We start from the raw sequence: 22,206 nt of genomic DNA, 5'->3' as shown, positions 1-22,206 counted from the left end.
CACGGGGCATCCCAGCCACTTCAGCCGTCCCTAGCGGGTGCAGTTCTCCCCCTAGGAGGTGGCGGACTGCAAAGTTCCCCTTAGACTCGTTTCAAGGCCAGGGTTGCACCCGATACCACGGACTGAATTGAAAAATTTGAGTTTCACAAGAGACATTTTCGGAATGCTCCCAGGATTAACCTGGGCGGGACGGGCAGCAGCCCGCGTGATCGGGTTCCACCCTGAAGAATCCGAGTCACGTTGATCTGATCCTTATCCGTGTCCCCTTTTCGGATTGCTTCCGAAAGAGCGCCCAACGTTCTGTACGAGGTCTTGTCGAAAATCAATCGGACTCAGAATCGGAAGTAACAACTCGCACGTCGTTCAATACATTCCGATTTGGCTAAAAAGGGCGTTTATTTTTCCTATGCGCTTATCCACCCTACACAAATTAACTTAATGGCATAGACGAAGATTTGTGGAAACGGTGCAATCGGCGCTAATCCTAATCACCTCGATTCCGCTGCACTTCATCGAGGATTACTTCGCGGTCAGGAAAAAATCCTGCATTGCCGCTTGTGTGGATCATCGGCGTCAGATTGCCGACGAACTGGCGGGCGCTTTGCTCCCAGGAATAGCTCAGCGCATGGCGGCGGCAGTCGGCGGGATTGAGCTTGAGGGCGTTCAGCGCCGCTTGTTTGAGGTCGCCGGCGAGAACACCGACCGGTGCGTTGCCGATAATATTTTTCGGACCCGTTTCCGGATAGGCGGCGACCGGGATGCCCGAGGCGAGCGCTTCCAGAATCACCAGGCCGAACGTATCGGTGCGGCTTGGGAAGACCATGACGTCCGCAGCGGCTATCGAGCGTGCCTGTGCCTCGCCGGTTTGATAGCCCAAAAACCGCGCCATCGGATATTTTTGCTCCAGTTCGGGACGCTGCGGTCCGTCGCCGATGACATACTTGGTGCCCGGCAAGTCCAGTTTCAGAAAATCCTCCACGTTTTTCTCGATGGCCACGCGGCCGAGATATATAAAAATAGGACGTGGAGCGCGCAAGAAGTCTTTCTCCCTGGGCCGGTATAACTCTGTATCGACGCCGCGCGACCAAATGACCAGGCGGTTGTTGAAGCCTTTGCCGGACAATTCCCGACGCAGCGACTCGGTGGACACCATGATGCGCGTGCTCTCGCTGTGGAACCAGCGCAAGTAACTGTAACTGATCCACAAGGGCAGACCGACGCGCATTTTAAAATATTCCGGAAACCGGCTATGGAACGCGGTGGTGAAGTTGTAGCCTCTTTCCAGGCAGTAGCGCCGAGCGGCGAAGCCGATCGAGCCTTCCGTCGCGAGATGGATGGCGTCCGGCTTAAAAGCTCTGATATTCGGCCGAAGGCGCGGGCCGCACAAGAAAGCCAAACCGACCGCCGGATAGCCTGGGCAGGGCCAGGTACGATAACGATCCGGCGTGAACAGTTCGACCGTGTGCCCAAGTCTGTACAGGGCCTCCGTTGTGCGAGTCAGTGTCGTTACGATCCCGTTGATTTGCGGATGCCATGCATCGCTGATCAATGCAATTCTCATATCGGCCGCTCCTTAAATTATTATTTTTGGTTGAGGCGGGTTTAATGTTTTAACCGGCGTTCCGTTCGTCGATTCGCGCGCGCAGTTTTCGGTGACAAGCCTCGTCGATAGGGAAGTTCCAAAGCAAAGGAAACGCCAGCACCATGATTAGACAGGGCAGCCAGCCGTAAATATGCATCAACGCCGAGATCGAAGACGGCGTATGACTGGCTGCCGTCGGAACAAATCCGAACATCGCGGGAAGTCCCGTACCCATCATCACGCCAAGGGCAACAGCCAGTTTGATCGCCATGCCCCATAGCGCGAAAAACAAGCCTGTGCGCTGTTTGCCGGTGTCCAGCGTGTCCTGATCGACCACGTCGGCGGCGATCGAATTCGACAGGAAAAAAATTGCCGCGAAACTGCCGCCGCGCAGCGCAATCAAGGCGCTGTACGACACGATATCACCGGCGCCGACCCAAGGCATCGGCAGGCTCCAGACGCCGACCCAGAGTGCGGCCAATGTCACGGCGCGGTGCTTTCCGATACGATCGGAGAGCCGCATCCATAACGGCATGGCGGCCAGGGAGGCGACGGTTTCGCCTAGAATCAACGGAGCGAACAGTTCGGGCCGGCCGATCACATGCGTCAGCACGAGTTTATGCAGGGTCGCTTGGATCATCAATCCGGAGCCGAACAAAATGATGGCGAGCACGGTTCTGAGGAAGGCCCGGTTACTGAACAGCGAAAGCATCGCGGACCAGCCTATCAGAACCTGTCCGGCCAGCTTTTCGGGCGGCCGTTCAGAGACCAGCCTGAGCGTGACCGCGACCAATGGCGGCAGGCTGACGACGACCATTAATGCTATCGCGAACATTTCTTCTTTGCCGCTTTGCCGGTTCGTGATTCCCATCAATAGCAGAACGGCGAGGAACATAAATTGGCCGGCAGCGCCGAATCCTTCGCGCCAGGCGGCAATGCGGGAACGTTCCGCATAGCCGGTCGACAGCTCGGCGCCCCAGGCTTTGTAAGGCAAATCGAATACCGAGTATCCGATCGACAGCAGGCAGGCCCAGATCATCAGGTAGGTGAGTGAAACTTGACCGGCCGGAACGAATAGCATCCAGGTCGCCAGCATGATGATCGGGGTTCCCGCGGCCAACCAGGGCTTTCGTCTGCCCCAGCGGGTATGCAGGCGGTCACTGACGACGCCGATCAAGGGATCGGAAATCACATCGACGATGCGCGAGACAGCGATCATCGCCCCCACGCCAGCCAACGGCAATCCCAGCTCACTGGAGTAAAAAGCCGGTATAAACAGCGCCATCGGCAAGGTCATGACCGCATCGGTCAGATGCGGCAGTGCGTACAGCATCATCGTCTTTCTGGACAGAGGCTGATGGGCTGTGGGGGTGCGGTGATCTGTCATGGTAAACGCGTTAGGTAACGTTGCTCGTTTCAAGTCTCTAGCTTGGGAGAGCTGTTTCGAAATCTTTAGCTTCCATAATTGGTTCGTGAAGCCGGGACTTCACGGATACGGCCCCCAAACCGGAGTGTGGGCGCCGGGAAATAGGGCCTGATCAGAACTTCCTTTATTAATCCGCCCCTTAAATACGTTCGCCTTGAGCTTGTCGAAGGGCTGGCCCCGCTGGTTCGACTTCGGACGCTTCGCGTTCTGCGCTCAACGCGAACGGGACTCGTGAATTTTATGGCCACCTTAATAGACGAATGTTGGAATGTTAGACCTAACCCAGGCCGCACACATCTATGAGCGGACGAAGGCCGAATTCAAAATTCAGGGTCATGGGGGAACGCCGGAGGATTTGGCTCGGACAACTGCGAAGATATACTTCGAACCCCGGCCTGCTCCGGATGAACAGTAGCATCGACTCCCGCTATTGGGTACGGCGGCAAGCAATCGCTTTGCCGGGTCGACCTGTACATCGCCCCAGGTCCATGCTGTTGATGGACGAACGTCCAGAACGGTACCCGTCATTACCCTTTAAGTCCCAAAGGGAAAGAGTTCGCGATCAGACCAACCACCGCCAACACGCTACCTGCCTCAGTTCGACAGCAACAGCACTTCGGGAAGCCTTATTGGCGAACGACGGCTTCTGTAAACTCCGACCGGCAACTTTGGGCACTAAGCGTCCTTTGCCCAACCGCCACTCAGCGGGACTCATCATTTTGGATGACATCGAGGTCCGAGTATCCTTTGGGAGTGATCTCGGTAACCTCATTCAAGACTGGCTGCGTAAGTGTGAATGGTTCTAATCAAGTCCCGCCAGCCCAGCGCCCCCGAAAGATCATCCACATCGACATGGATGCCTTCTATGCGGCGGTGGAGCAGCGGGACTTTCCAGAACTCCGGGGCAAACCCGTGGTGGTCGGCGGTGCCCCGAACTCGCGCGGGGTGGTGGCGACGTGCAGCTATGAGGCGCGGGCGTTCGGTATCCGCTCGGCCATGTCCGCGGCTAAGGCTTACCGGCTGTGTTCCAAAGCGGTGTTCCTCCGACCCCGGTTCGAAGTGTATCGGGCGGTCTCGACCGACATTCGCGCCATCTTCCAGGACGTCACGGATCAAGTCGAAGCCATTTCCCTGGACGAAGCCTATCTGGATGTCACGGCTAGCTCGCTTTTCCAAGGCTCTGCCACGCGGATGGCCGAGGAGATCAAGCGCCGCATCCGGGAATTGACTCACCTCACCGCCTCCGCAGGGGTCTCTTACAACAAGTTCCTCGCCAAGATTGCCTCCGACCGCCACAAACCCGACGGACTTTGCCTGATTCCGCCGGAGCAGGGGCGAACCGTCATTGCGGAACTGCCTATTGGCGCTTTCCACGGCATCGGCAAAGCCACCGAAGCGAAGATGCTCGCACTCGGCATCCACTGTGGCCGTGACTTGGAGCGCCTGCCGCTGGCCACATTGACACAGCAGTTCGGCAAGGCCGGCGCGTACTACTACCGGATCGCCCGCGGCATCGACGAGCGGCCGGTCATCCCCAATCGTCCCAGGAAATCCTGGGGTGCGGAAACGACCTTTCCCGCCGACCTGTCGGACAAAACCGAAATGCGCGAGCACCTGGCCAAACTGGCCGAGGGTGTCCTGAAGAAACTCGCCCGGCACGGACTCCAGGCCAGCGCGCTGACCGTTAAGGTCAAATACGACGACTTCGAACAGGTCACCCGCGCCCGAACCTTGGGCCGCCCCATCTGCGAGACCCGCGATGTCCTCCCCCATCTCGCCGAACTCCTCGACCGCACCGAAGCCGGCAGCCGTAAGGTCCGGCTGCTAGGCGTCAGCTTTTCAATCCTGGAAAATGCGCAGCGTCCGGTAACGGGACAATTGGACCTGTTCACGCAGGGCTAACCCTATACGAAGCCCGCGAAGATCAGCCTCTGCCCTAAGCGAAAGGGCGCTTGCCCGCCAAAAGCAGACGCTCTGGAAAACAAAGTGATTAGCGCCCGCCCCTATGATCCATTGATATGGAGAACGGCTGAGAAATAAGAAACCGAGTCATTGAAACCGCGATATTGCCGTGACATCATAGATGCTTGCAGCAGAAGCCTATCTCGCTGCGGGGGCTTTCCTAGTTCGTCAGCCGATATGACGGTCATCGAAGGACCACTTGGGCATCGAGTCGTTTTGCGCGTGCCTTCTCGCCTGTAGCTAACATAAACTGCCTACTCCTCTTGATTCCGAAATCGCCTTGAATGGACCATCGTGTTCCGTCAGAAAAAGCGGGAGGTGGATAAGTCGAGTATCGAAGCACATTGATCTGGCTCGATGCTTTACTAAGCCTTATTCCACGATGCAGCGATGACAGCGATGACAGCGATGACAGCGATGTCCTTCTCAATCGGCAACACCAGTTGCTGCCTTAAAAAATAATGCCAAAAAAATGGATTTGGACGCTCGCCATCGGCGTGCTTGCCGCAGCCGGCGGAATTTTCTGGTGGCGCGAGGGGCCTGTCGCCGTCACCGTCGTGGCACCGACGCGCGGTCCGGCAGTGGAGGCGATTTACGCGACCGGCACCGTGGAACCATCGGTCATGCTGCCGATCGCGCCGCGGCAGGCCGGGCACTTGATCGAACTCAATGTCGACGAGGGGAGCCGAGTGCGCAAGGGACAGGTACTTGCCCGCCTCGACGATTCGGATTTGAGTAATATCGTCAAGGAACTGGCCGCGCGTGCGCGGTTCGCGCGCACACACTATCAGCGCTTGCAGGAACTGGTGCATCGCAACGTCTTGGCCAAAGTCGAACTGGACCGGGCGCGCTCGGATCTGGAAGCGGCCGAGGCGGCGCTGAAGCGCGCCAGTGCCCAGCGCGACTTCATGATCCTCACGGCGCCCGCCGACGGCCTGATCATCCGGCGCGACGGGGAGGTTGGTCAGTTTATTCCCGTAGGGCAAGCCGTGTTCTATCTTTCCTGCTGCGCGCCCTTGCGCGTCACCGCCGAGGTGGATGAAGAAGACATTCCGCGGGTGCAGGTGGGGCAGAAGGCGCTACTGCACGCCGACGCCCTGCCAAACCAAGTGTTTGACGGCGAAGTGCAAGAAATCACGCCCAAGGGCGACCCGATCGCACGCAGTTATCGGGTTCGCATCCGGCTCGCCGACCCGGAGAAGTTGCAAGTGGGCATGACGGTCGATGCCAACCTAATCGTTTCCGAACGGAAAAACGCCCTGCTGATACCGTCCACCGCCGTTCAGAACGGTGTCGTATGGGTCGTATCGGACGGGAGGCTCCGCCGGCAGCCGGTACGCACCGGAGTGGCCGGCGCCGTTCGTACCGAAATCATCGAGGGACTCTCGCCGGATACCCAGGTCGTGAAGACGCCTTCGGAAAACCTTCGCGAGGGCCGCGCCGCCCGTATCCACTCGTCATCTCCCGCGCCGGTGTCCTGATGCGCATCCAGCTCCAGGTGGCACTGACGCACCTTACCGGCCGCAAGCGCCAGACCCTCGTATCGCTCACCGGGGTCATCCTCGGTGTCGCCTTCTTCCTGGCGGTGTCGTCCCTGATGCGCGGTTCCGAGAAGGACTTCATCAAGCGTCTCATCGACAACAGCCCGCATATAACGGTCTACGACGAATACCGCTTACCCCGGACGCAGCCGGCGGAGCTGCGCTGGGCGAGCGGCGCGGTGTGGGTCAGCAACGTCAAGCCGCAGACGGAGACGCGCGGCATCCGCGGTTACCGCGAGAAGCTCGAGTTCATCGAGTCCTTGCCCGGGCTGCGGGTTGCGCCGGTACTTGTCGGCTCGGCCGTGCTCGTCTTCGCCGGCCGGCAGGAAAGCGTCACCCTCTCAGGCGTGGTGCCGGACAAGATGAAAACGGTGTCCACGATCCAGGAGAAGATGATCGAAGGCTCGCTCGACGCGCTCGCGGCCAACCCGAACGGAATCGTGATCGGCATGGGGCTGGCGCAGAAATTCAACCTCGGCCTGGGCCGCAACGTGAACGTGGTGGCCGCGAGCGGCGCCAGCCGCCCGATGAAAGTGGTCGGCATCTTCCGCACCGGCAACGCGAATTATGACGAGACCCAGACGTTCACCTTGCTGAAGCGCGCGCAGGTGATGTTCGACCGGCCCAATCGGGTCAACCGCTTGATCATCCAGCTCGACGACCCCTACGCGGCCCGCGATGCCGCCCAGCGCATCGAAGCCGTCGCCGGCTACAAATCGGTGTCGTGGATCGAAGCCTCCGAGGACATCTTGAGCGTGCTGATCGTACGCAACATCATCATGTACAGCGTGGTGTCGGCGATCCTCATCGTGGCGTCCTTCGGCATATACAACACCCTGTCGACCATCGTGCTGGAAAAAACCCGCGATATCGCGATCTTGAAGTCCATGGGCTTTCACGCCCGCGACGTGCGGCTCATCTTCCTGCTCGAAGGGATCATCATCGGCGTCGTGGGCAGCGTATTCGGCCTGGCCTTGGGAGCCGGACTCATGAAGGTACTCTCGACGATCGAGTTCAGGCCGCCGGGAGTCACGGAAAAAGTGCAGATGCCGATTTGGTGGGGGCCGGAACAATTCGCCCTCGCCACCGCCTTTGCACTCGTCTCGTGCATTCTCGCCGCCTATCTCCCGGCGCGCCGCGCGGGCCGCGTGCATCCGGTGGAGATTCTGCGGGGCGCCGCATGACGGCGGTCCTGCGCGCCGAACACCTGGTGCGCACGCTGGCCGGGGAAGTGCCGGTGACTCTGGTGGACGACATCAACCTCGAGATCGAGCAGGGCGAGTTCGTCTGCATCATGGGGCCTTCCGGTTCCGGCAAGTCCTCGCTGCTCTATCTGCTCGGTCTGCTCGATGTCCCGACGTCGGGACGGGTGTGGCTCGACGGCGAGGATACTTCGGCGTACGGCGAGGACGAGTTGGCGAACCGCCGGCTGGAGAAACTGGGATTCGTATTTCAGTTCCATTTCCTGCTCGCCGAGTTCTCGGTGCTCGACAACGTTACGCTGCCGATGCGGCGGCTCGGCAAGCTCGGCGAGGCAGCCGCCCGTTCGCGCGGCATGGAGTTGCTGGCTCGGCTGGGCGTCGCCGATCAAAGCGCAAAATATCCGCACCAACTTTCGGGGGGCCAGCGCCAACGCGTCGCCATCGCTCGCGCGCTGGCCAACGACCCCCTGATCGTTCTGGCCGATGAGCCGACCGGCAATCTCGACTCGGTATCGGGCGGCACGGTGCGGCAGATTCTGCACGACCTGGCTCACCAGATGGGCAAGACGGTGGTCGCCGTGACGCACGACGCCTCGTTCGCCGCGGCCGCCGACCGGCGCATCGGCCTTGTTGACGGTAAAATCAACGCCGACTGGCAGCCGGCGTAGATTCGGTTGAGAAAGCGGAGGTGAATGATTGACTGAACCGGCAGATTGCAAATAGCCGCAAGGCTGCAGGCTGACCGGGAGGCGGCTAACATGACCACAGGAAACAAAACGCAGCACTTCCATAGACTCTACCTCGGACCCCATTGGCGTCGAATGGAAATTTATCTAGCAATCGTGGGGCGCGTCCGAAATTCGCGATGCTCTGTTTGGGTCTATTATTGCGGTTAATTCTTCGGGGAGGCGGGAGGGCCTTTTGCTTATATGAGCGAACTCGGCGGCGTACTGTTCAGGATCACGGTTTGGAGCACGGCCGCGGCAATGCTGGCGCTAAGTGCCATTTATACCGTCAAGGAAATCAAGACATCGGATTTCCAAGCGCGCTATTTCTCCTCGATTGACGAGCAGCTGCGCTTCCGGGTGGAGCCGGGAGGTAGCCCCGCCATCCGCTATCCGAGCGCCGGGCCATACGATGAGCGGCTCGGGTACACTGCCCTTCCGAGCTTTCAGCAGCGTCTCCGGAACCTCGGCTTCTCCATAACCGCGCAGGCACGGTTCTCGCCGGAGTTGCTGCGTGCGGTGGACAGGGGCTTTTACGCCACCTATTTCGAGAAGACCCAGGCCGGTCTCAAGATGCTCGATCGCGATGACGAAGTCCTGTTTGATAAGGCCTATCCCACACGGATCTATCCTGACTTCGACGCCATCCCGCCTTTGGTGATCAAAACGTTACTCTTCATCGAGAATCGGGAGTTGCTCGATGACCGTTACCCGCACCTCAATCCTGCGGTCGAGTGGGACCGCTTCGCACGGGCGGCCATGGAGCTAATCGCGCGTAAGCTCGGGGCCAACATCAACGTTGCCGGCGGCAGTACCCTCGCCACTCAGATGGAGAAATACCGCCATTCCCCCGGTGGCCGCACGGACTCCCCCGAGGAAAAGCTGCGGCAGATGAGCAGCGCCTCCCTGCGCGCTTACCTCTGGGGCCCCGACACCAGGAAGGCGCGGCGTGCCATCGCTCAGGCCTACCTGAATTCCATGCCGCTCGCCGCCGCACCGGAATCCGGCGAGGTACATGGACTCGGCGACGGTTTGTTGGCCTGGTTCGGATCGGATTTTGCTGCGGTGAACCACTTGCTCAGCGCCGCGAACATTTACACCGGCGAGGGAGTCACCGCGGAACAGGCGCTGGCCTATCGCCAGGTGCTGTGCCTCCTGCTGGCGCAACGTCGCCCTGCGTACTATCTCCTGGGAGGGCGTGCCGCCCTGGAGACGCTGGCCGACAGCCACCTGCGCGTGCTGGCCGCGCACGGGGTCATCCCAGCGGCACTACGCGATGCTGCGCTGCGAGTGCCAGGCGGTATGAGCGTGCCGCCCAGCCTCACGTCCACGGCCCCCTTCATCGATCGCAAGACCGAAAGCGTATTGCGCGCCCGGCTTGCCACTGCGTTAGGTGTGAGCCGGATTTACGACCTTGACCGGTTAGACCTGACCGCGCGGTCGACCATCGACCGGGGCATCCAGCAGGCGGTAGCCGAGGCTTTGCACAGGCTGCGCGATCCCGAGCAGGCGCGTGCCGCGGGCGTTTTGGGTTTCCGGCTCCTCAGCACCGACAATGACTTTGGCGAGATCATCTACAGCCTCGTCCTCTACGAACGCAGCAGCCAAGGAAACCTGCTGCGGGTGCAGGCCGACAACAATGAGCAGCCGCTCGATGTGAACGAGGGCATCCGGCTGGACCTCGGCTCGACCGCCAAGCTGCGCACCCTGGTGCATTACCTGGAGATCATTGCGGAACTCTATGACCAGTATGCCGGACAATCGAGTGAGACCTTGCGCAGGATGGAGATCCACCCACGCGATCACCTGTCGCGGTGGGTAATCGATCAGCTCCTTGCGAACCGCAAGATCGGGCTGTCAGCAGTACTGGAGGCGGCCCTGGAGCGCCGCTACTCGGCCAGCCCCGGGGAGGCCTTTTTCACGGGTGGCGGGCTCCACACCTTTGTCAATTTCAAGAAGGAAGATAATGGCCGGACGATGTCCCTGCGCGAGGCTCTGCAGGAATCGGTGAACTTGGTCTTCATCCGGCTCATGCGCGACGTCGTCTACCATCACCTGTATAAGCCCGAGGGCGTGGCACGCTGGATGGATGCGGAGGACAGCGGGAAGCGCCGGCAATATCTGGAGCACTTCGCGGACCAGGAAGGGAAAGCGTATCTGCGCCGCTTTTATGCCAAGTACCGGAACAAAACCCAGCAGGAAGCCCTGGACCTCCTTACCGGGAGTGTGCATCCCGTTCCCAAACGCCTAGCCACCGTATACCGCTCGGTCTATCCGCATCATGACGCCGCCGCTCTTCGGGACTATTTACAGGCACACCATGTAGGCCAGGGCCTCTCCGCCGAAGACATCACGGACCTTTATGAAAAATACTCCAAGGAGCGCTTCGACCTGCAGGATCGCGGGTATATCGCGCGTATCCACCCCCTTGAGCTTTGGTTGGTGAGCTATCTGGTCGAGCACCCGAACGCCACCCTCGGCGAGGTCATCGGTGCTAGCGCACAGGAGCGTCAACAGGTGTATCGCTGGCTATTCAAAACCAGCCGCCGCCAGGCGCAAGACAAGCGCATTCGAACCCTGCTCGAATACGAGGCTTTTGCCCAAATCCACCGGGCGTGGAAACGGCTCGGTTACCCCTTCGGGGGTCTGACGCCTTCCTATGCCAGCGCCATCGGCGCCTCGGGAGACCGTCCGGCCGCACTCGCCGAATTGATGGGCATCCTGTTGAACGATGGCACGCGCCTCCCGATGATGCGCTTCGACGCCCTGCACTTCGCAGCGGATACGCCTTACGAGACGCTCATGCAGCTGACGCAGGCACAAGGCAGACGGGTGTTGTCGCCGGAGGTGGCGGCAGCCGCGCGCAGTGCCCTGATCGACGTCGTCGAGCGCGGCACCGCGGCACGGGTCAAGGGCGTGTACAAGGACCCTACCGGTACGCCTCTCGTCATGGCCGGCAAGACCGGGACGGGAGATCATCAGCGCGAGATTTTCGGACCCGGCGGGCGGCTGATCGCAACCCAGGTCATTAGTCGCACTGCGACCTTTGCCTTCATGCTGGGTGATCGTCACTTCGGGACGGTGACCGCTTACGTGACTGGACCAGCAGCAGCACGCTATCGCTTCACGAGCGCCCTACCGGTGCAGGTGCTCAAATCCCTCGAGCCGACGCTGACGCCGCTGATCGCGCGAGCCTACTCCGGCCAACCGGAGCTTGGTCCGCACACCGTCACCGCGGCCACCGCGAAAGGCAATGGGCCGGCGCAGATTACACAACGCTAAGACTATCGTGGGGGGCATTACGATTTATAAAGAAGAAGATCGGACGGGCCTGCGGGGTGGATACCCTGCAGCGCATTGCCCGGTCACACTGTTCGTGATAGCCCTAATCGGAAACTTAGTTCTTATTCGTCTCACTTGAACTCATTGCCCCTCTGGGCGTCATGATAAATGAAGGACATCCATGTAATAATGACAGGATAAGTCGGGGGTTGAGAGGAATGGTGTCGAAGCGTATCGTATTCCAAGAATCATACTTGATCCTTTCGTCGCCCTTGGGCCGGTAGCTCAGCTGGGAGAGCGCTGCGTTCGCAATGCAGAGGTCGGGAGTTCGATCCTCCTCCGGTCCACCAAGCTTATAATTCAAGACATCTCAAAAAGAATCAAAACCCGCATGACGCAAGGCATGGCGGGTTTTTTGATGTCTCATACTGTCTTACAGCATTCCTTGACATACCGTCTTTCTTGTCGGTACTTTTGGCGGAACCCGCCCTACTCACCGGATCGAGTACCGTCATAATGCTCAGAGGCTCGACGTGGCGCGGGCTGGAACCTGCTCAAAACTGATCTAGGGGAAAACCATGCCGCTATCGGATACCGCCGTTCGCAACGCCAAAGCCAAAGACAAGCCTTACAAGCTGGCCGATGAAAAAGGGCTGTACCTGCTGGTTAAGCCGGCGGGAAAGTATTGGCGTTTCGATTACCGTTTCGAGAGGAAACGTAAGACGCTGGCATTTGGTGCGTACCCGGATGTCAGTCTCAAAGAAGCCCGCGGCAAGCGCGATGAGGCCCGCAGACGGATTGCCCAAGGTGTTGATCCTGGAGTAGAGAAGAAAGCAATCAAGACCGCTGAGTCCGAAACCTTCGAGGCTATCGCCCGCGAGTGGTTCATAAAGTTCGCGCCCAATTGGGCAGAAAGCCACTCGGATAAAATCATCCGGCGATTGGAACGAGATATCTTTCCGTGGCTCGGAAAACGGCTGATCCGAGAAATTACCGCGCCGGAACTGCTAGCTGTATTGCGCCGAATTGAAGGGCGAGCGCTGGAAACAGCGCATAGAGTTTTACAGAACTGCGGGCAGATTTTTCGTTACGCCATTGCGACCGGGCGGGCTGATCGCGACATTTCCGCCGACCTGAAAGGCGCACTTCCGCCCGCAAAGCTCGGACATTTCGCGGCCGTTACCGATCCGAGGAAGGTAGGCGAATTGTTGCGAGCGATCGACGCATTCGAAGGCACATTTCCGGTGAAGTGCGCCTTGCGGTTGGCTCCGCTGGTATTCGTTCGTCCCGGAGAGCTTCGTGCGGCGGAGTGGGCGCATATCGACCTGGACGCGGCAGAATGGAGTTACACCGTTACCAAGACCAAAACGCCGCATATTGTCCCACTGGCGACTCAAGCCGTTGAGATATTGCGTGAACTCCACCCTCTTACTGGACATGGACGGTTCGTGTTTCCGTCCGCTCGGACACCTAATGGCGATGCTCCCATATCAGATATGGCGTTACTCGCGGCGCTGCGGCGCATGGGATTTGGCAAAGACGAAATGAGCGTCCACGGCTTCCGGGCGATGGCGAGGACAGTACTTGATGAAGTCTTGGGCTTCCGCCCCGACTTCATCGAGCACCAGCTTGCTCATGCCGTGCGCGATCCGAACGGTAGAGCTTACAACCGGACGGCGCACTTGGTTGAACGCCGGAAGATGATGCAAGCGTGGGCGGATTACCTGGATGGGCTGAAACGTGGGGCGGACGTGGTGCCGATCAAGCGGGTTGGGTAATGCAGATTGTCTCAGAAAGTTGACAGTCGCCGCGCTGCCTACTATATTGTTTCACCATTGGAGCAGATTATCCTGCACCAACTCCCCATTAGGGGCAATGACACTGCAAATGCCGATGCCAATGAAAATGCCATTTTTCATCAACTTTTGGCCCGGCTGCGCGTAAATCCCTTCTTCCGGCTGGGCAAACCTCCTCAAGGAGACCCCAGCATCATGTCACAGCGACAAATCCTTCGTCCGAAACCGACATCCGCGTACGTCGACATCCCCTTGAGCACCCTTTATCGATGGGCTGCGGTCGGCAAGTTTCCACGACCAGTTAAATTGGCTGAGGGTGCACGGGCATCTGGTTGGATCAAAGCAGAAATCGACGACTTTCTTGCCGAGCGGATGGCAGAGCGGGATTCAGCCAGGAAAGCGGCCTAACAAAAACGCGGCGCACAAAAGGACTTGTGAGCCGCGCTAGACCCTAAAAAGATCAATCTGACGTACAAGATTATAGGGCCTCTAGCCGCTATCACAAAGCCTTTCGGCGCCCCAAACCTATTTGGGGTATATCTCAATGAAAACTACCACTATTCCGGCCGCGGCCGACGACCAAATCCAAGAAACCCCGCTCGAAGTCTTCAAGCGTCTGCTAGGCGGCACTGATCCAGCTTGCAAACACCTAAACCTGCTCCGGATTTGCTCATCTGGCAAAAAGCTGGCGCTCGTCCATAAGCTCGACTCCGAGGATGTGCTACGGGCAATCATGATGCACCGCGCCCAGGCTGCGGGACGCGCTAAAAACGAGACAACGCCGGCCGAGATCCGGGGAGTCTGGAAAACCGCAAAACCTATTGATCTAAAGTGGTTCTGCCGGTTTGTGAAAGCGTCTCCTGAGGACCAAGCTGTGCTTCTTGGCGAAGTGGAGTCCGTGCGCGGGGATGGCCCCTTGTGGCGCGCGATCCGCGACGAACTCCACGCTACGGAGATTGAGGACCGGGTTAAGCAAGATCGGGATTTCGAAAGAGTGCTGGCTTACCTTTTCAAGACTGAGCCACCGGCTAACCGAGCGGCAGAACACCCCTACGTTCTCAGGAAGCTGCGACACCCGGCGACAGGGGAAACGATCCCGCCGTACGGCGCGATCTGGTACCCGGAGGTCGAGAGCCGTTTGAAGATCGGAACGTATAACGCTGCTTACCGTTTTGGCCTAGAACCCTACAGTTGTCAACACATTTCAGCGGACGGCGACAAGAGACCCACCACGGGTGCAAGCAAGAAATGGAGCTTCATCGTTGTCGAGCCGGAAAATTTGCTGATCGAGTCGGTTGTTGCCGTTTGTGAGGGCTGGGCGACGGCGTGCACGGTGGCACACCTGCTAGGTGTTCGGGCAGTCGTAGCGTTCGACTGCGGTCAGTTGCCGCGGGTGGCCTATCTGGTGGCACATGGGGAATGCGGGTTTACCCCTGAGCGGGTGCTGATCGTAGCAGACGGCGTGGTAGCGGGTGAAACGGATCCGCTGAAAAAGGCACAGCAAGCCGCCCAAGTCACCATGGAATCGACGGTGGCCAACGCCGACGACGCTATTCCCGCCCTGGTCGTCTCGCCCAAGCACCCGGACGGCCAAGAGCATGACAACTTTGACTTCAACGACCTGTGGCACCTCGATCCCGAGGAGGCAAAACGGCAGCTCGCCGAGGCCGCCAGGGAATTGATGTGGATACCACGGGCTGCGGTTGCGGAGGCACTGACGGAGCTGGATATCGGCGCGGTGGTGGACGAGATCAACAGGCAATTTGCTTTCGTCCGTGACCTCAACGGCGTCATAGACCTGTCAGCGCCTGATCTGAAAATCCTTAAAAAACAGGAGTTTTTCGACTGGTTCGAAAATAAGCCGTACTGGATGACGGACGTCAGAGGCGGCCGTAAACCGTGCAACAGAGGTCAGCTTTGGTTCAGAAACCGGAAACGCCGAGAGTACTTGGATCTTGAATTTACACCAGGCGAGCGAGGCAACCCGGAAAACCTCAACCTGTGGCGCGGGTTTGCTGTTAAGCCGAAATCCGGGGACTGCGGCTTCTTCTGGGAGCTGACGTTCGAATCGATTTGCGCTGGAAATGACACCTTTTTCGACTACTCGAGGAAGTATTTGGCCCACGGGGTGCAAAAACCCTGGGAACTGCCAGGGGTAGCGGTGGTACTTCGAGGTGGCCAGGGCATTGGCAAAAACAGCTATGTGGACCATTACGGGCGGCTGTTTGGACCCCATTTCACAACGCTCTCGGACATGGGTCGGCTTCTCGGACGGTTTAATTCAGCGCTTGCCGGCAAAGTCGTCATCCACTTGGTGGAGGCCGTCTGGGGCGGAGACCGGGCGGCCGAAGGCAAGTTGAAATCCTTGATTACTGACGGCCGGCAAATGATCGAACGGAAGGGGCGGGAGCCGGTGGAAATCAGCAACTTCGCGCGGCTATTTCTTTCGTCGAATGAGCAATGGTGCGCCCCGGTGGGGTTGGATGACAGACGATACCTGATCCTTGATGCGAAGGACACATACCGTAACAACCATCAATTTTTCGATCAGCTGTACAAGCAGATGGCCGCGGGGGGAGTGGCCGCCCTACTCCACGAGCTGATGGAGGTTGACCTGACCGACTTCAACATTAGGAAGCTACCGGACGGCGCCAGCGCTTGGGACCTGAAAGTACGGTCGGCAGATTCGCCGATAAGGTGGTGGTTCGATACGTTGGTCCAGGGCACCATCCCAGGAGGCGAGACGGAGGGCACTTCGGCAGAAGAGATGGAAATCTGGCCTGCGACTGTGCAGAAAACCGCCGTGCAAGAAGTTTATCACAACTGGTGCAAACAACACGGCATTCGGCACCCAGCCAGCACAGAAACCTTGGGGCGGGCGTTAAAGGCCATGATGTCAACTCTAGGTGTTATCCAGCCGCGCATTGATGGTGGACGCAAGCGCTTGTACAAGCTGCCGCCGCTGGATCTATGCCGGGCGGATTTTGCCGCACACATCGGGGCAGAGATCCCATGGGACACGCTGGAGTGATCGGCTTGTGCCTATACCTTGTGCCGGCACAGGCGCTGGCACAAGGCACCTGTGCCGCTGAACCCCTTAACGCCAAAGGGGTTCAGGGGGATGGCACAGGTGGAACAGATGGAGCACGGGGGTAAATTTCCCTATAGAAAATTTTTTCATGCACTCACCGTTAATTTTATTTCTAACTCTACTACCTGTTCTACCTGTTCCACTTGTTCCACTTGTTCCACTTGTTCCACTTGTTCCACCTTCAAATATATATTGTAAATCAATAATATAAGTGGCACAGGTAGGGGCAAAAATGGCACAGGCGGCACAGGTTAGGAATCTATCCCTTGTAAATTAACGGGTTGCACCTATCCCCGAACATGGAGGTTCAAAATAGTGAAAAAAATCAACGATATCCACCGCAGAATTTTGTTTAGAGTGGCCGAGGGCACAATGAACAAGACCGCGATCGCGAAGGAAGTGGGCTGGCATCCGGGGAGCTTGAGCCGGTTTATTAGAAGCCCCGCGGCTCAAGAAGAACTCTCCCGTCTGCGGCAGGAGGCTGAACGAGAGCTGGCCCAAAGGCTGCCCAATCTGGTGCGTCAGGCGCTCGACGTCGTCGAATCGGCTCTGTCCCACAAACACCGCCCGTCGGAGCGGCTACGGGCAGCGCTGTTCGTTCTGGCCTTGGCCGACAAAGCGGTGAGCACCAAACCTCAACCTGACAGCGCCACCGTTATCGATCTGCCGGTCGAACCGCCGACCGAGCAATGAGCTAATTTTTTCAACCGCTGGACAAGGAGGTCCGCAATGAATGAAGAAACCCTTCGCTATCGCATCCTGATTCCAACGCCGGAAGGCATATATTGGGGATGGCTTTTGGCAATCGATAAAACCCCCGTCGAACTACGCCCCAGGAGGGTCGTGGCACCGTTTGTGATTCTGGATCGAGAAGTTTTTCCGACTGGAGACGGGAACACCGATCGGTATGTCTTTACGACAAGGGGGCGCGAAGGCATTGTCAGACGGCACGAGCTTATAGGCCGGGACTTCATTAGCGCGGCCAGGGTAAAACGAGCCCTGCCGTTAGGCTACTGGAGGGGCGATGTCCTATGCGCCACGAGCCTTGGGGAGTTTCTTAGGTGCTCTACCTTTCTCGAAGCCCAGCCGCTGAGAGAGTGGGTACAGAACCCCGGAGCACTCGCGCCACTTTTGCACATCCCGGCTTACAGAGAGATCGACGGCGTTCTCGTTTATGGCGTTTAATGAAATGTCGATAACCAGCGTCATCTACCTCCCCTCGTCCACCGCTGCGGTCCGAGGGGCAGGCCGGCTAAGAGTACAGCGCCGTCGCCCGCCTTGGTAACGCCCCGATCCGGCAACCACTCACCATGGACAGTGTCAGCGATCTCAATCACTGACGCTGTCCCAGCAATTCGATTAAGGAGAACATCGATGGAAAGCGAAGAATTTTTCTCATATGACGGCCTATTTTCATTCGGCCCCTCATACTCTGACTGCACATCAGATAGCCTGTTTTCGCTCGACGATTTCGTCAAAGACGATACTTCCGCACAAATCCAGTCAGAGGAAACGCCGTGATCCAGCTCGACCACATTATCCAAGAGAATGCGCTGGGTATCTGGGGCAACCCCCACCACGGCCTCTTGGTGGGCGGCAAGCTCTTGCTCCCCGAGACGGCTCAGATCATCAATAAGTTGGGCAACCTCTACCTGCCCGATGGGAAGCAAGTCTTCTGGTCCCCCGACTATTCCCGGTATTATCTTCCTCTGGCCACCCCGAGCAGTTTCACCTCCTTCTACATCAAAAAGCCCGGAATCGCGCCCGTCGTTCGAACCCCAGAGCAACTGGCCTGGGACCAAGACCACGGTTACGAATGGCGCAATGACTCCATCATCTATGGCGGCCACTTTTACGGAAAGTCTTTAGGCTCCCCCGACAAGCGCTTCCTGTTCTTCGGGACGGACGGTAGCCGCTGGCTGATTGATGTCAGCGGGATCACGATCACGAACGGAAACCAACTGGGTGGTTCGATCTCGGCCACCCGGTTCGGCGAATTCGGGACGGCGCCGGAGGTATTCACTACTCCCGTGTCGCTCAGTGATCTGGGGCAAGCCACGCCGACCTTGTTTTACTCCGGGATCATCGATTTGCAAAACGACGACCCGGCCACGAGGACGTTCAAGGCGACATCAGCCCTAGTGCTGGATACGACCTCCTCCGGGGACAAGGCGATCCTGGGGCTCTACGACACCCAGGCCCGGAGCGCTGCCGTCCCGTCCCTTGGTCGCTGGTCGGACTGGGATGGCTACAAGTACAACGCCATCGTCTTTTGGCCTTTAGGGTTTGTCGAACTCGCCCTGGAACACAATCCCAACGGGTCCCCGAAGATCACGGCGTCCTGTACGGTCTTGAAGACGCGGGAGCAGACGCTTGGCACCTATACGCACTCTATCGCTCCGCTAGAGTTGGTGACAACAGACAGCAGCGGGTACCCCGTGTACGGACGACCGACCGCCGACGATACGGTCATCATATCCGATCGCGTCCTAAGGATGGTTTACGACAAGTCGAACACTTTGGTCGAGACCAAACTGAGCCTCTCTCAAGTAATCACGGGCTCTACAGACTACGCTGTTTCGGGCAGCAGCGTTACCGGCTTTACCGGAAACACGTCTACCAGCGCTACGGTGACGATCTCGGTAGGCTCCCAGCAGAAAACGGTGACCTACACTGGGAGCAGCAACAGCACCTGGAACGGCTACAACATCACTTGGACGAACACCGTCTCTGCAGAGCAGTTCAACACTTCCTATTCCGCCGCTGGAGTCGCTCCTGCCGACTTCGTCTGGCATGAAGAAACGCAGACCGGAGAGACCTACTTACCCGGTACAACCTCTGTCGGGTTCTACATCGGTAGCGTTAGCGGACCTCCCGGGCGGATTGACTGGGATCGGTATCAGCTACCCGACAGAATTCTGGCCACTCTGTTAGATGCCTCGACCGCTCAAGTCGATGACATCGCCGCGGTCAAATTCCAGTTAGCCCTCTACGGAAACAAGGTGGCAGCCCACCTGGCCAAGGCCTATCGGGAAGAAGACGGCTCGGTGGATAACATCTTGTACTCGGACGTCTACTATCTGAAATCCGCCCTGAGCTATAACAGCCAGGTCAACCACGCGACCCCAAACACTATTTATCAAGAGTTCTTGGCTTACTCGTCGGCTCCTGCCGCTTATGGTGCCTTCAATCCTTACACTGAAACCGTTCACTGGCCGTATCCTGAGCCGATTTGGGCGGTTTAACCGCTCGAGCTACGGCGACAGTGCGCTTGTCGGTGTCGCTGTTGTTCTGTTCTCGCGGTTCGATTGATTGAGCGGTGTGGGCTGATCTACCGCGTCAGCAAGGCTCGTGCGACTTAAATGCGAATTAAGCGCTGTCTGGCCACCCTTTCAATAGGAACATGGCGGCGAGTCGGCCAAAGACGTGAACGAGGAGCCCTCGGTAGGAGCGGACCTTGCTGGCAACTTCGATCCCGGTTTTCTCTTGAATCCAGTGGAACAACGCTTCGATCGGTTGGCGAATCCGTGACACGGCCGTCGAGAACAGCCGGTCCGCGGCGTCGAAGTGCGCCTGCCCCGGGGTTTTTCGGACAGGCGTGTAGACGGTAAACGGGAGCGAGGCCTGACGCGAGAGATAGGCATAGGCTTTGTCGGCAAAGAGGTTCCGGTAGGCGAGCGCCGGTGCGACCTGTTCGAGAACCGGGCCGTCGTTCAGGCTCGCCGGGGTCACCCCGAGATACCGGGGCAACGGCAAGGTTCCCGACCGGTAATCGCCGATCGCATGGACTTTTACACCGTGGTAATAGAGATGCTTGGTCGGACAATACCCGCTATTCGCCACTTCGAGGGCGACCTTGGCGGTGAACCGCCGACTCTGCTGGGCCAGCACCACCGGGAAAGAATCGGCGACGCCGGTAGAGACCGCAGGGGCGCCAGCCGGACTGAGTTTGTCCAAGAGCGCGGGAAACACCTCCGCCAGTCGATTCAGACGCTGCACGTAAGCGGCATAGCTCGGCAGACGAGGAAACCAATCCCGCCAATAGCGGTCGGCATGATCATAGAGCGTCTTGATCTTGTGCTTGTGATCGATAATGCCAAAGACGTAAAGCGTGATGACCTCTTCGTCCGTAAAGCGGAGATCGGCATGGGGTGCAAAGCGTTGCACATGCACCCAGAGCTCTTGGCGGTAAAGGTCACACAGTCAGGTACAACGTGATGAGTTGGGATTGCCAGTCCATGGTCGTCTCTCGGTGGAGTGTTGCGGAATACTCCTTAGGAGACACCACTGGGCTGGCGCCTGCTCAGCTAGCTCTTAATTCGCATTTAAGACTAACCTTCGGCTAATGGCAGTATCGCTGCCGTCCCGCCCTAGCCTCGCTGATCACCCACGCATCGGTGCTCAACATACTCTCCATCCGCTTGTACCGCTCGCACTCTACCCTGTCATGTTCCAGCTCAGACAAGGTCCTCTGCATCCCAATGTCGGCTTGGTATTTTGAATATTCGCGCTGCACGTCCTCTTGCGTTTTCGGGGCCTGCCGCTTGATTTCGACGGGTTGGGAATTTGCGATCGGGCGATCGGTGTAGTGAACTTTACCTTCCACGTCCACCCATCGGTAGACGGTGTCGGCTTGTAAAACGGCAGGAGCTGCCGAAAAGGCAACAGCGGCAATTAGCTTGATCAACGAAAAAATTTTCATGCCTATTCTTATTATTACCTACTAGGAATGAGTAGTAAGGATTGCTTCGAGAAAGCTAGGATACTAAAGTCTATTTGCCAATAGTTGCAAATGTTGTCGCGGGCAAGTTACAGCAGTCAATCAGCCTAGTTTTACAAGCATGTAAGCTTTGGATTACACAACGATCAGCCTGTACTGAATTGAGGTGTGTTTTCCACTCAACTGCCTCATTCGTGTGACACGTTACGGCTTAATCAATGCAGACAATCTGGCACAAGCTACACTAGCCTTAAAACAAAGTCCCAAGCACATTGGGATCTATAGTCAGCTCTAGATAATCGCTTTAATCGTACAAAAGAACCGATGACACCAAAACAGCATCACTTTGGAGTAGCTACGCTCATTTTCGTGGCAGTGCTTGCGGCGCTGATCGGTTCTATTACAGCGATCGCTATAAGCAACTGGCAAAACAGGCACCCTAATACCTTAAAAGGTCAGAAGCTGGAACTCATCGATATCTCTGGAAACAGTCGTGCAGTTCTATCAACGAACACAGACGGTGGGGTAGATTTCGCGCTGCTGGATAAGGGAGGTAGAAAGCGTGCAATTCTTGGTTTAAAAGATAACGGAGAGTCTATATTCCAAGTTGTAAACGAGGAAGGTAACTCAGGAATCTTTGTTGCCGTTAACAGAAAAGGTGAGTCCTCCCTTGTCGCAATTGATCCATCAACGTCCAGAAGCATAGCAATCAAGGGAAAAACCGATGAAGTCGGAATGTAGAGTTATGCTCGAAAGTTGTGGATGAGGGGCTGAGGTAGGCGGCGTATTCTGGATGGTCTTCGAGGTCATCCATTCCTGTTGAGAGGAGCGAATACGCCATGAGTGAAGATAAGGTCATTCGGTTGAAGAGTCCAGGGA

At 57.9% G+C, this 22,206-nt stretch carries 17 protein-coding genes, 1 tRNA gene and 1 pseudogene; 15 read left to right on the top strand and 4 right to left on the bottom strand.

Going from position 1 to position 22,206, the window contains the following annotated elements:
* Nucleotides 1–484 precede the first annotated feature (484 nt).
* Entirely contained in the window at nucleotides 485–1,561 is a 1,077-nt protein-coding gene (locus VEB01_RS19150) for a glycosyltransferase family 4 protein (protein WP_324878261.1), read from the bottom strand.
* Between the two features lie 49 nt (nucleotides 1,562–1,610).
* Nucleotides 1,611–2,969 (bottom strand): MFS transporter, encoded by a 1,359-nt coding sequence (locus VEB01_RS19145; protein WP_324878259.1) that lies wholly within the window; start codon nucleotides 2,967–2,969, stop codon nucleotides 1,611–1,613.
* 831 nt (nucleotides 2,970–3,800) lie between these two features.
* Between VEB01_RS19145 and dinB the strand changes: the two genes are divergently transcribed.
* From dinB to VEB01_RS19080, 14 genes and pseudogenes are all read left to right on the top strand, one after another.
* Complete coding sequence (gene dinB / locus VEB01_RS19140; protein WP_324878257.1) at nucleotides 3,801–4,910, top strand: DNA polymerase IV; 1,110 nt, start codon at nucleotides 3,801–3,803, stop codon at nucleotides 4,908–4,910.
* A gap of 521 nt (nucleotides 4,911–5,431) precedes the next feature.
* A complete protein-coding gene (locus tag VEB01_RS19135) occupies nucleotides 5,432–6,451 on the top strand; it encodes an efflux RND transporter periplasmic adaptor subunit (protein WP_324878255.1) in 1,020 nt (339 codons plus the stop codon).
* Nucleotides 6,451–7,200 (top strand): annotated as a pseudogene (locus VEB01_RS23195) (ABC transporter permease); the annotation flags it as partial. The gene VEB01_RS19135 and the pseudogene VEB01_RS23195, both read left to right, overlap by 1 nt.
* A gap of 90 nt (nucleotides 7,201–7,290) precedes the next feature.
* Nucleotides 7,291–7,695: an ABC transporter permease gene (locus VEB01_RS23190; protein WP_414675524.1), complete on the top strand. Its 405-nt coding sequence runs from the start codon at nucleotides 7,291–7,293 to the stop codon at nucleotides 7,693–7,695.
* The gene (locus VEB01_RS19125) at nucleotides 7,692–8,381 is read left to right on the top strand and encodes an ABC transporter ATP-binding protein (protein ID WP_324878251.1); all 690 of its coding nucleotides are present in this window, start codon (nucleotides 7,692–7,694) and stop codon (nucleotides 8,379–8,381) included. The genes VEB01_RS23190 and VEB01_RS19125 overlap by 4 nt, the downstream gene beginning before the upstream one ends.
* A gap of 261 nt (nucleotides 8,382–8,642) precedes the next feature.
* Entirely contained in the window at nucleotides 8,643–11,720 is a 3,078-nt protein-coding gene (locus VEB01_RS19120; protein WP_324878249.1) for a transglycosylase domain-containing protein, read from the top strand.
* Between the two features lie 274 nt (nucleotides 11,721–11,994).
* A tRNA-Ala gene (locus VEB01_RS19115) sits at nucleotides 11,995–12,070 on the top strand.
* A gap of 228 nt (nucleotides 12,071–12,298) precedes the next feature.
* Nucleotides 12,299–13,498, top strand: coding sequence for a tyrosine-type recombinase/integrase (locus VEB01_RS19110; RefSeq protein ID WP_324878247.1), 1,200 nt, complete (start codon nucleotides 12,299–12,301; stop codon nucleotides 13,496–13,498).
* 6 nt (nucleotides 13,499–13,504) lie between these two features.
* On the top strand, nucleotides 13,505–13,924 hold the full coding sequence (locus VEB01_RS19105; RefSeq protein WP_324878245.1) for a helix-turn-helix transcriptional regulator: 420 nt from the start codon (nucleotides 13,505–13,507) through the stop codon (nucleotides 13,922–13,924).
* A 136-nt stretch (nucleotides 13,925–14,060) separates the two neighbouring features.
* Entirely contained in the window at nucleotides 14,061–16,547 is a 2,487-nt protein-coding gene (locus tag VEB01_RS19100; protein ID WP_324878243.1) for a DUF5906 domain-containing protein, read from the top strand.
* A gap of 432 nt (nucleotides 16,548–16,979) precedes the next feature.
* The gene (locus VEB01_RS19095; protein WP_324878241.1) at nucleotides 16,980–17,300 is read left to right on the top strand and encodes a hypothetical protein; all 321 of its coding nucleotides are present in this window, start codon (nucleotides 16,980–16,982) and stop codon (nucleotides 17,298–17,300) included.
* 36 nt (nucleotides 17,301–17,336) lie between these two features.
* A complete protein-coding gene (locus tag VEB01_RS19090; protein WP_324878239.1) occupies nucleotides 17,337–17,792 on the top strand; it encodes a hypothetical protein in 456 nt (151 codons plus the stop codon).
* Between the two features lie 189 nt (nucleotides 17,793–17,981).
* A complete protein-coding gene (locus VEB01_RS19085; protein WP_324878237.1) occupies nucleotides 17,982–18,128 on the top strand; it encodes a hypothetical protein in 147 nt (48 codons plus the stop codon).
* On the top strand, nucleotides 18,125–19,852 hold the full coding sequence (locus VEB01_RS19080; RefSeq protein WP_324878236.1) for a hypothetical protein: 1,728 nt from the start codon (nucleotides 18,125–18,127) through the stop codon (nucleotides 19,850–19,852). Before VEB01_RS19085 ends, VEB01_RS19080 begins: the two co-directional genes overlap by 4 nt.
* A 124-nt stretch (nucleotides 19,853–19,976) precedes the next feature.
* Here VEB01_RS19080 and VEB01_RS19075 read toward each other — a convergent pair whose 3' ends face one another.
* Nucleotides 19,977–20,780, bottom strand: a complete 804-nt coding sequence (locus VEB01_RS19075) for a transposase (protein WP_324878234.1) — start codon at nucleotides 20,778–20,780, stop codon at nucleotides 19,977–19,979.
* 169 nt (nucleotides 20,781–20,949) lie between these two features.
* A complete protein-coding gene (locus VEB01_RS19070; protein ID WP_324878232.1) occupies nucleotides 20,950–21,309 on the bottom strand; it encodes a DUF4124 domain-containing protein in 360 nt (119 codons plus the stop codon).
* Between the two features lie 342 nt (nucleotides 21,310–21,651).
* Between VEB01_RS19070 and VEB01_RS19065 the strand changes: the two genes are divergently transcribed.
* The gene (locus VEB01_RS19065) at nucleotides 21,652–22,068 is read left to right on the top strand and encodes a hypothetical protein (RefSeq protein WP_324878230.1); all 417 of its coding nucleotides are present in this window, start codon (nucleotides 21,652–21,654) and stop codon (nucleotides 22,066–22,068) included.
* The last annotated feature ends 138 nt before the right edge of the window (nucleotides 22,069–22,206 follow it).

The organism is Methylocaldum sp. (assembly GCF_035627495.1).
Classification (GTDB): domain Bacteria; phylum Pseudomonadota; class Gammaproteobacteria; order Methylococcales; family Methylococcaceae; genus Methylocaldum.
Note: the sequence above shows the minus strand (reverse complement) of the source record. Positions and strands in the feature narration are given on the sequence as shown.

Bases quoted from the DNA above. Each gene is read 5' to 3' on its own strand.
- VEB01_RS19120 (WP_324878249.1), top strand. From the start codon at position 8,643: ATGAGCGAACTCGGCGGCGTACTGTTCAGGATCACGGTTTGGAGCACG.
- VEB01_RS19070 (WP_324878232.1), bottom strand. From the start codon at position 21,309: ATGAAAATTTTTTCGTTGATCAAGCTAATTGCCGCTGTTGCCTTTTCG.
- VEB01_RS19100 (WP_324878243.1), top strand. From the start codon at position 14,061: ATGAAAACTACCACTATTCCGGCCGCGGCCGACGACCAAATCCAAGAA.
- VEB01_RS19145 (WP_324878259.1), bottom strand. From the start codon at position 2,969: ATGACAGATCACCGCACCCCCACAGCCCATCAGCCTCTGTCCAGAAAG.
- VEB01_RS19065 (WP_324878230.1), top strand. From the start codon at position 21,652: ATGACACCAAAACAGCATCACTTTGGAGTAGCTACGCTCATTTTCGTG.
- VEB01_RS19150 (WP_324878261.1), bottom strand. From the start codon at position 1,561: ATGAGAATTGCATTGATCAGCGATGCATGGCATCCGCAAATCAACGGG.
- VEB01_RS23190 (WP_414675524.1), top strand. From the start codon at position 7,291: ATGTACAGCGTGGTGTCGGCGATCCTCATCGTGGCGTCCTTCGGCATA.
- VEB01_RS19125 (WP_324878251.1), top strand. From the start codon at position 7,692: ATGACGGCGGTCCTGCGCGCCGAACACCTGGTGCGCACGCTGGCCGGG.
- VEB01_RS19095 (WP_324878241.1), top strand. From the start codon at position 16,980: ATGAACAAGACCGCGATCGCGAAGGAAGTGGGCTGGCATCCGGGGAGC.
- VEB01_RS19085 (WP_324878237.1), top strand. From the start codon at position 17,982: ATGGAAAGCGAAGAATTTTTCTCATATGACGGCCTATTTTCATTCGGC.
- VEB01_RS19110 (WP_324878247.1), top strand. From the start codon at position 12,299: ATGCCGCTATCGGATACCGCCGTTCGCAACGCCAAAGCCAAAGACAAG.
- VEB01_RS19090 (WP_324878239.1), top strand. From the start codon at position 17,337: ATGAATGAAGAAACCCTTCGCTATCGCATCCTGATTCCAACGCCGGAA.
- VEB01_RS19135 (WP_324878255.1), top strand. From the start codon at position 5,432: ATGCCAAAAAAATGGATTTGGACGCTCGCCATCGGCGTGCTTGCCGCA.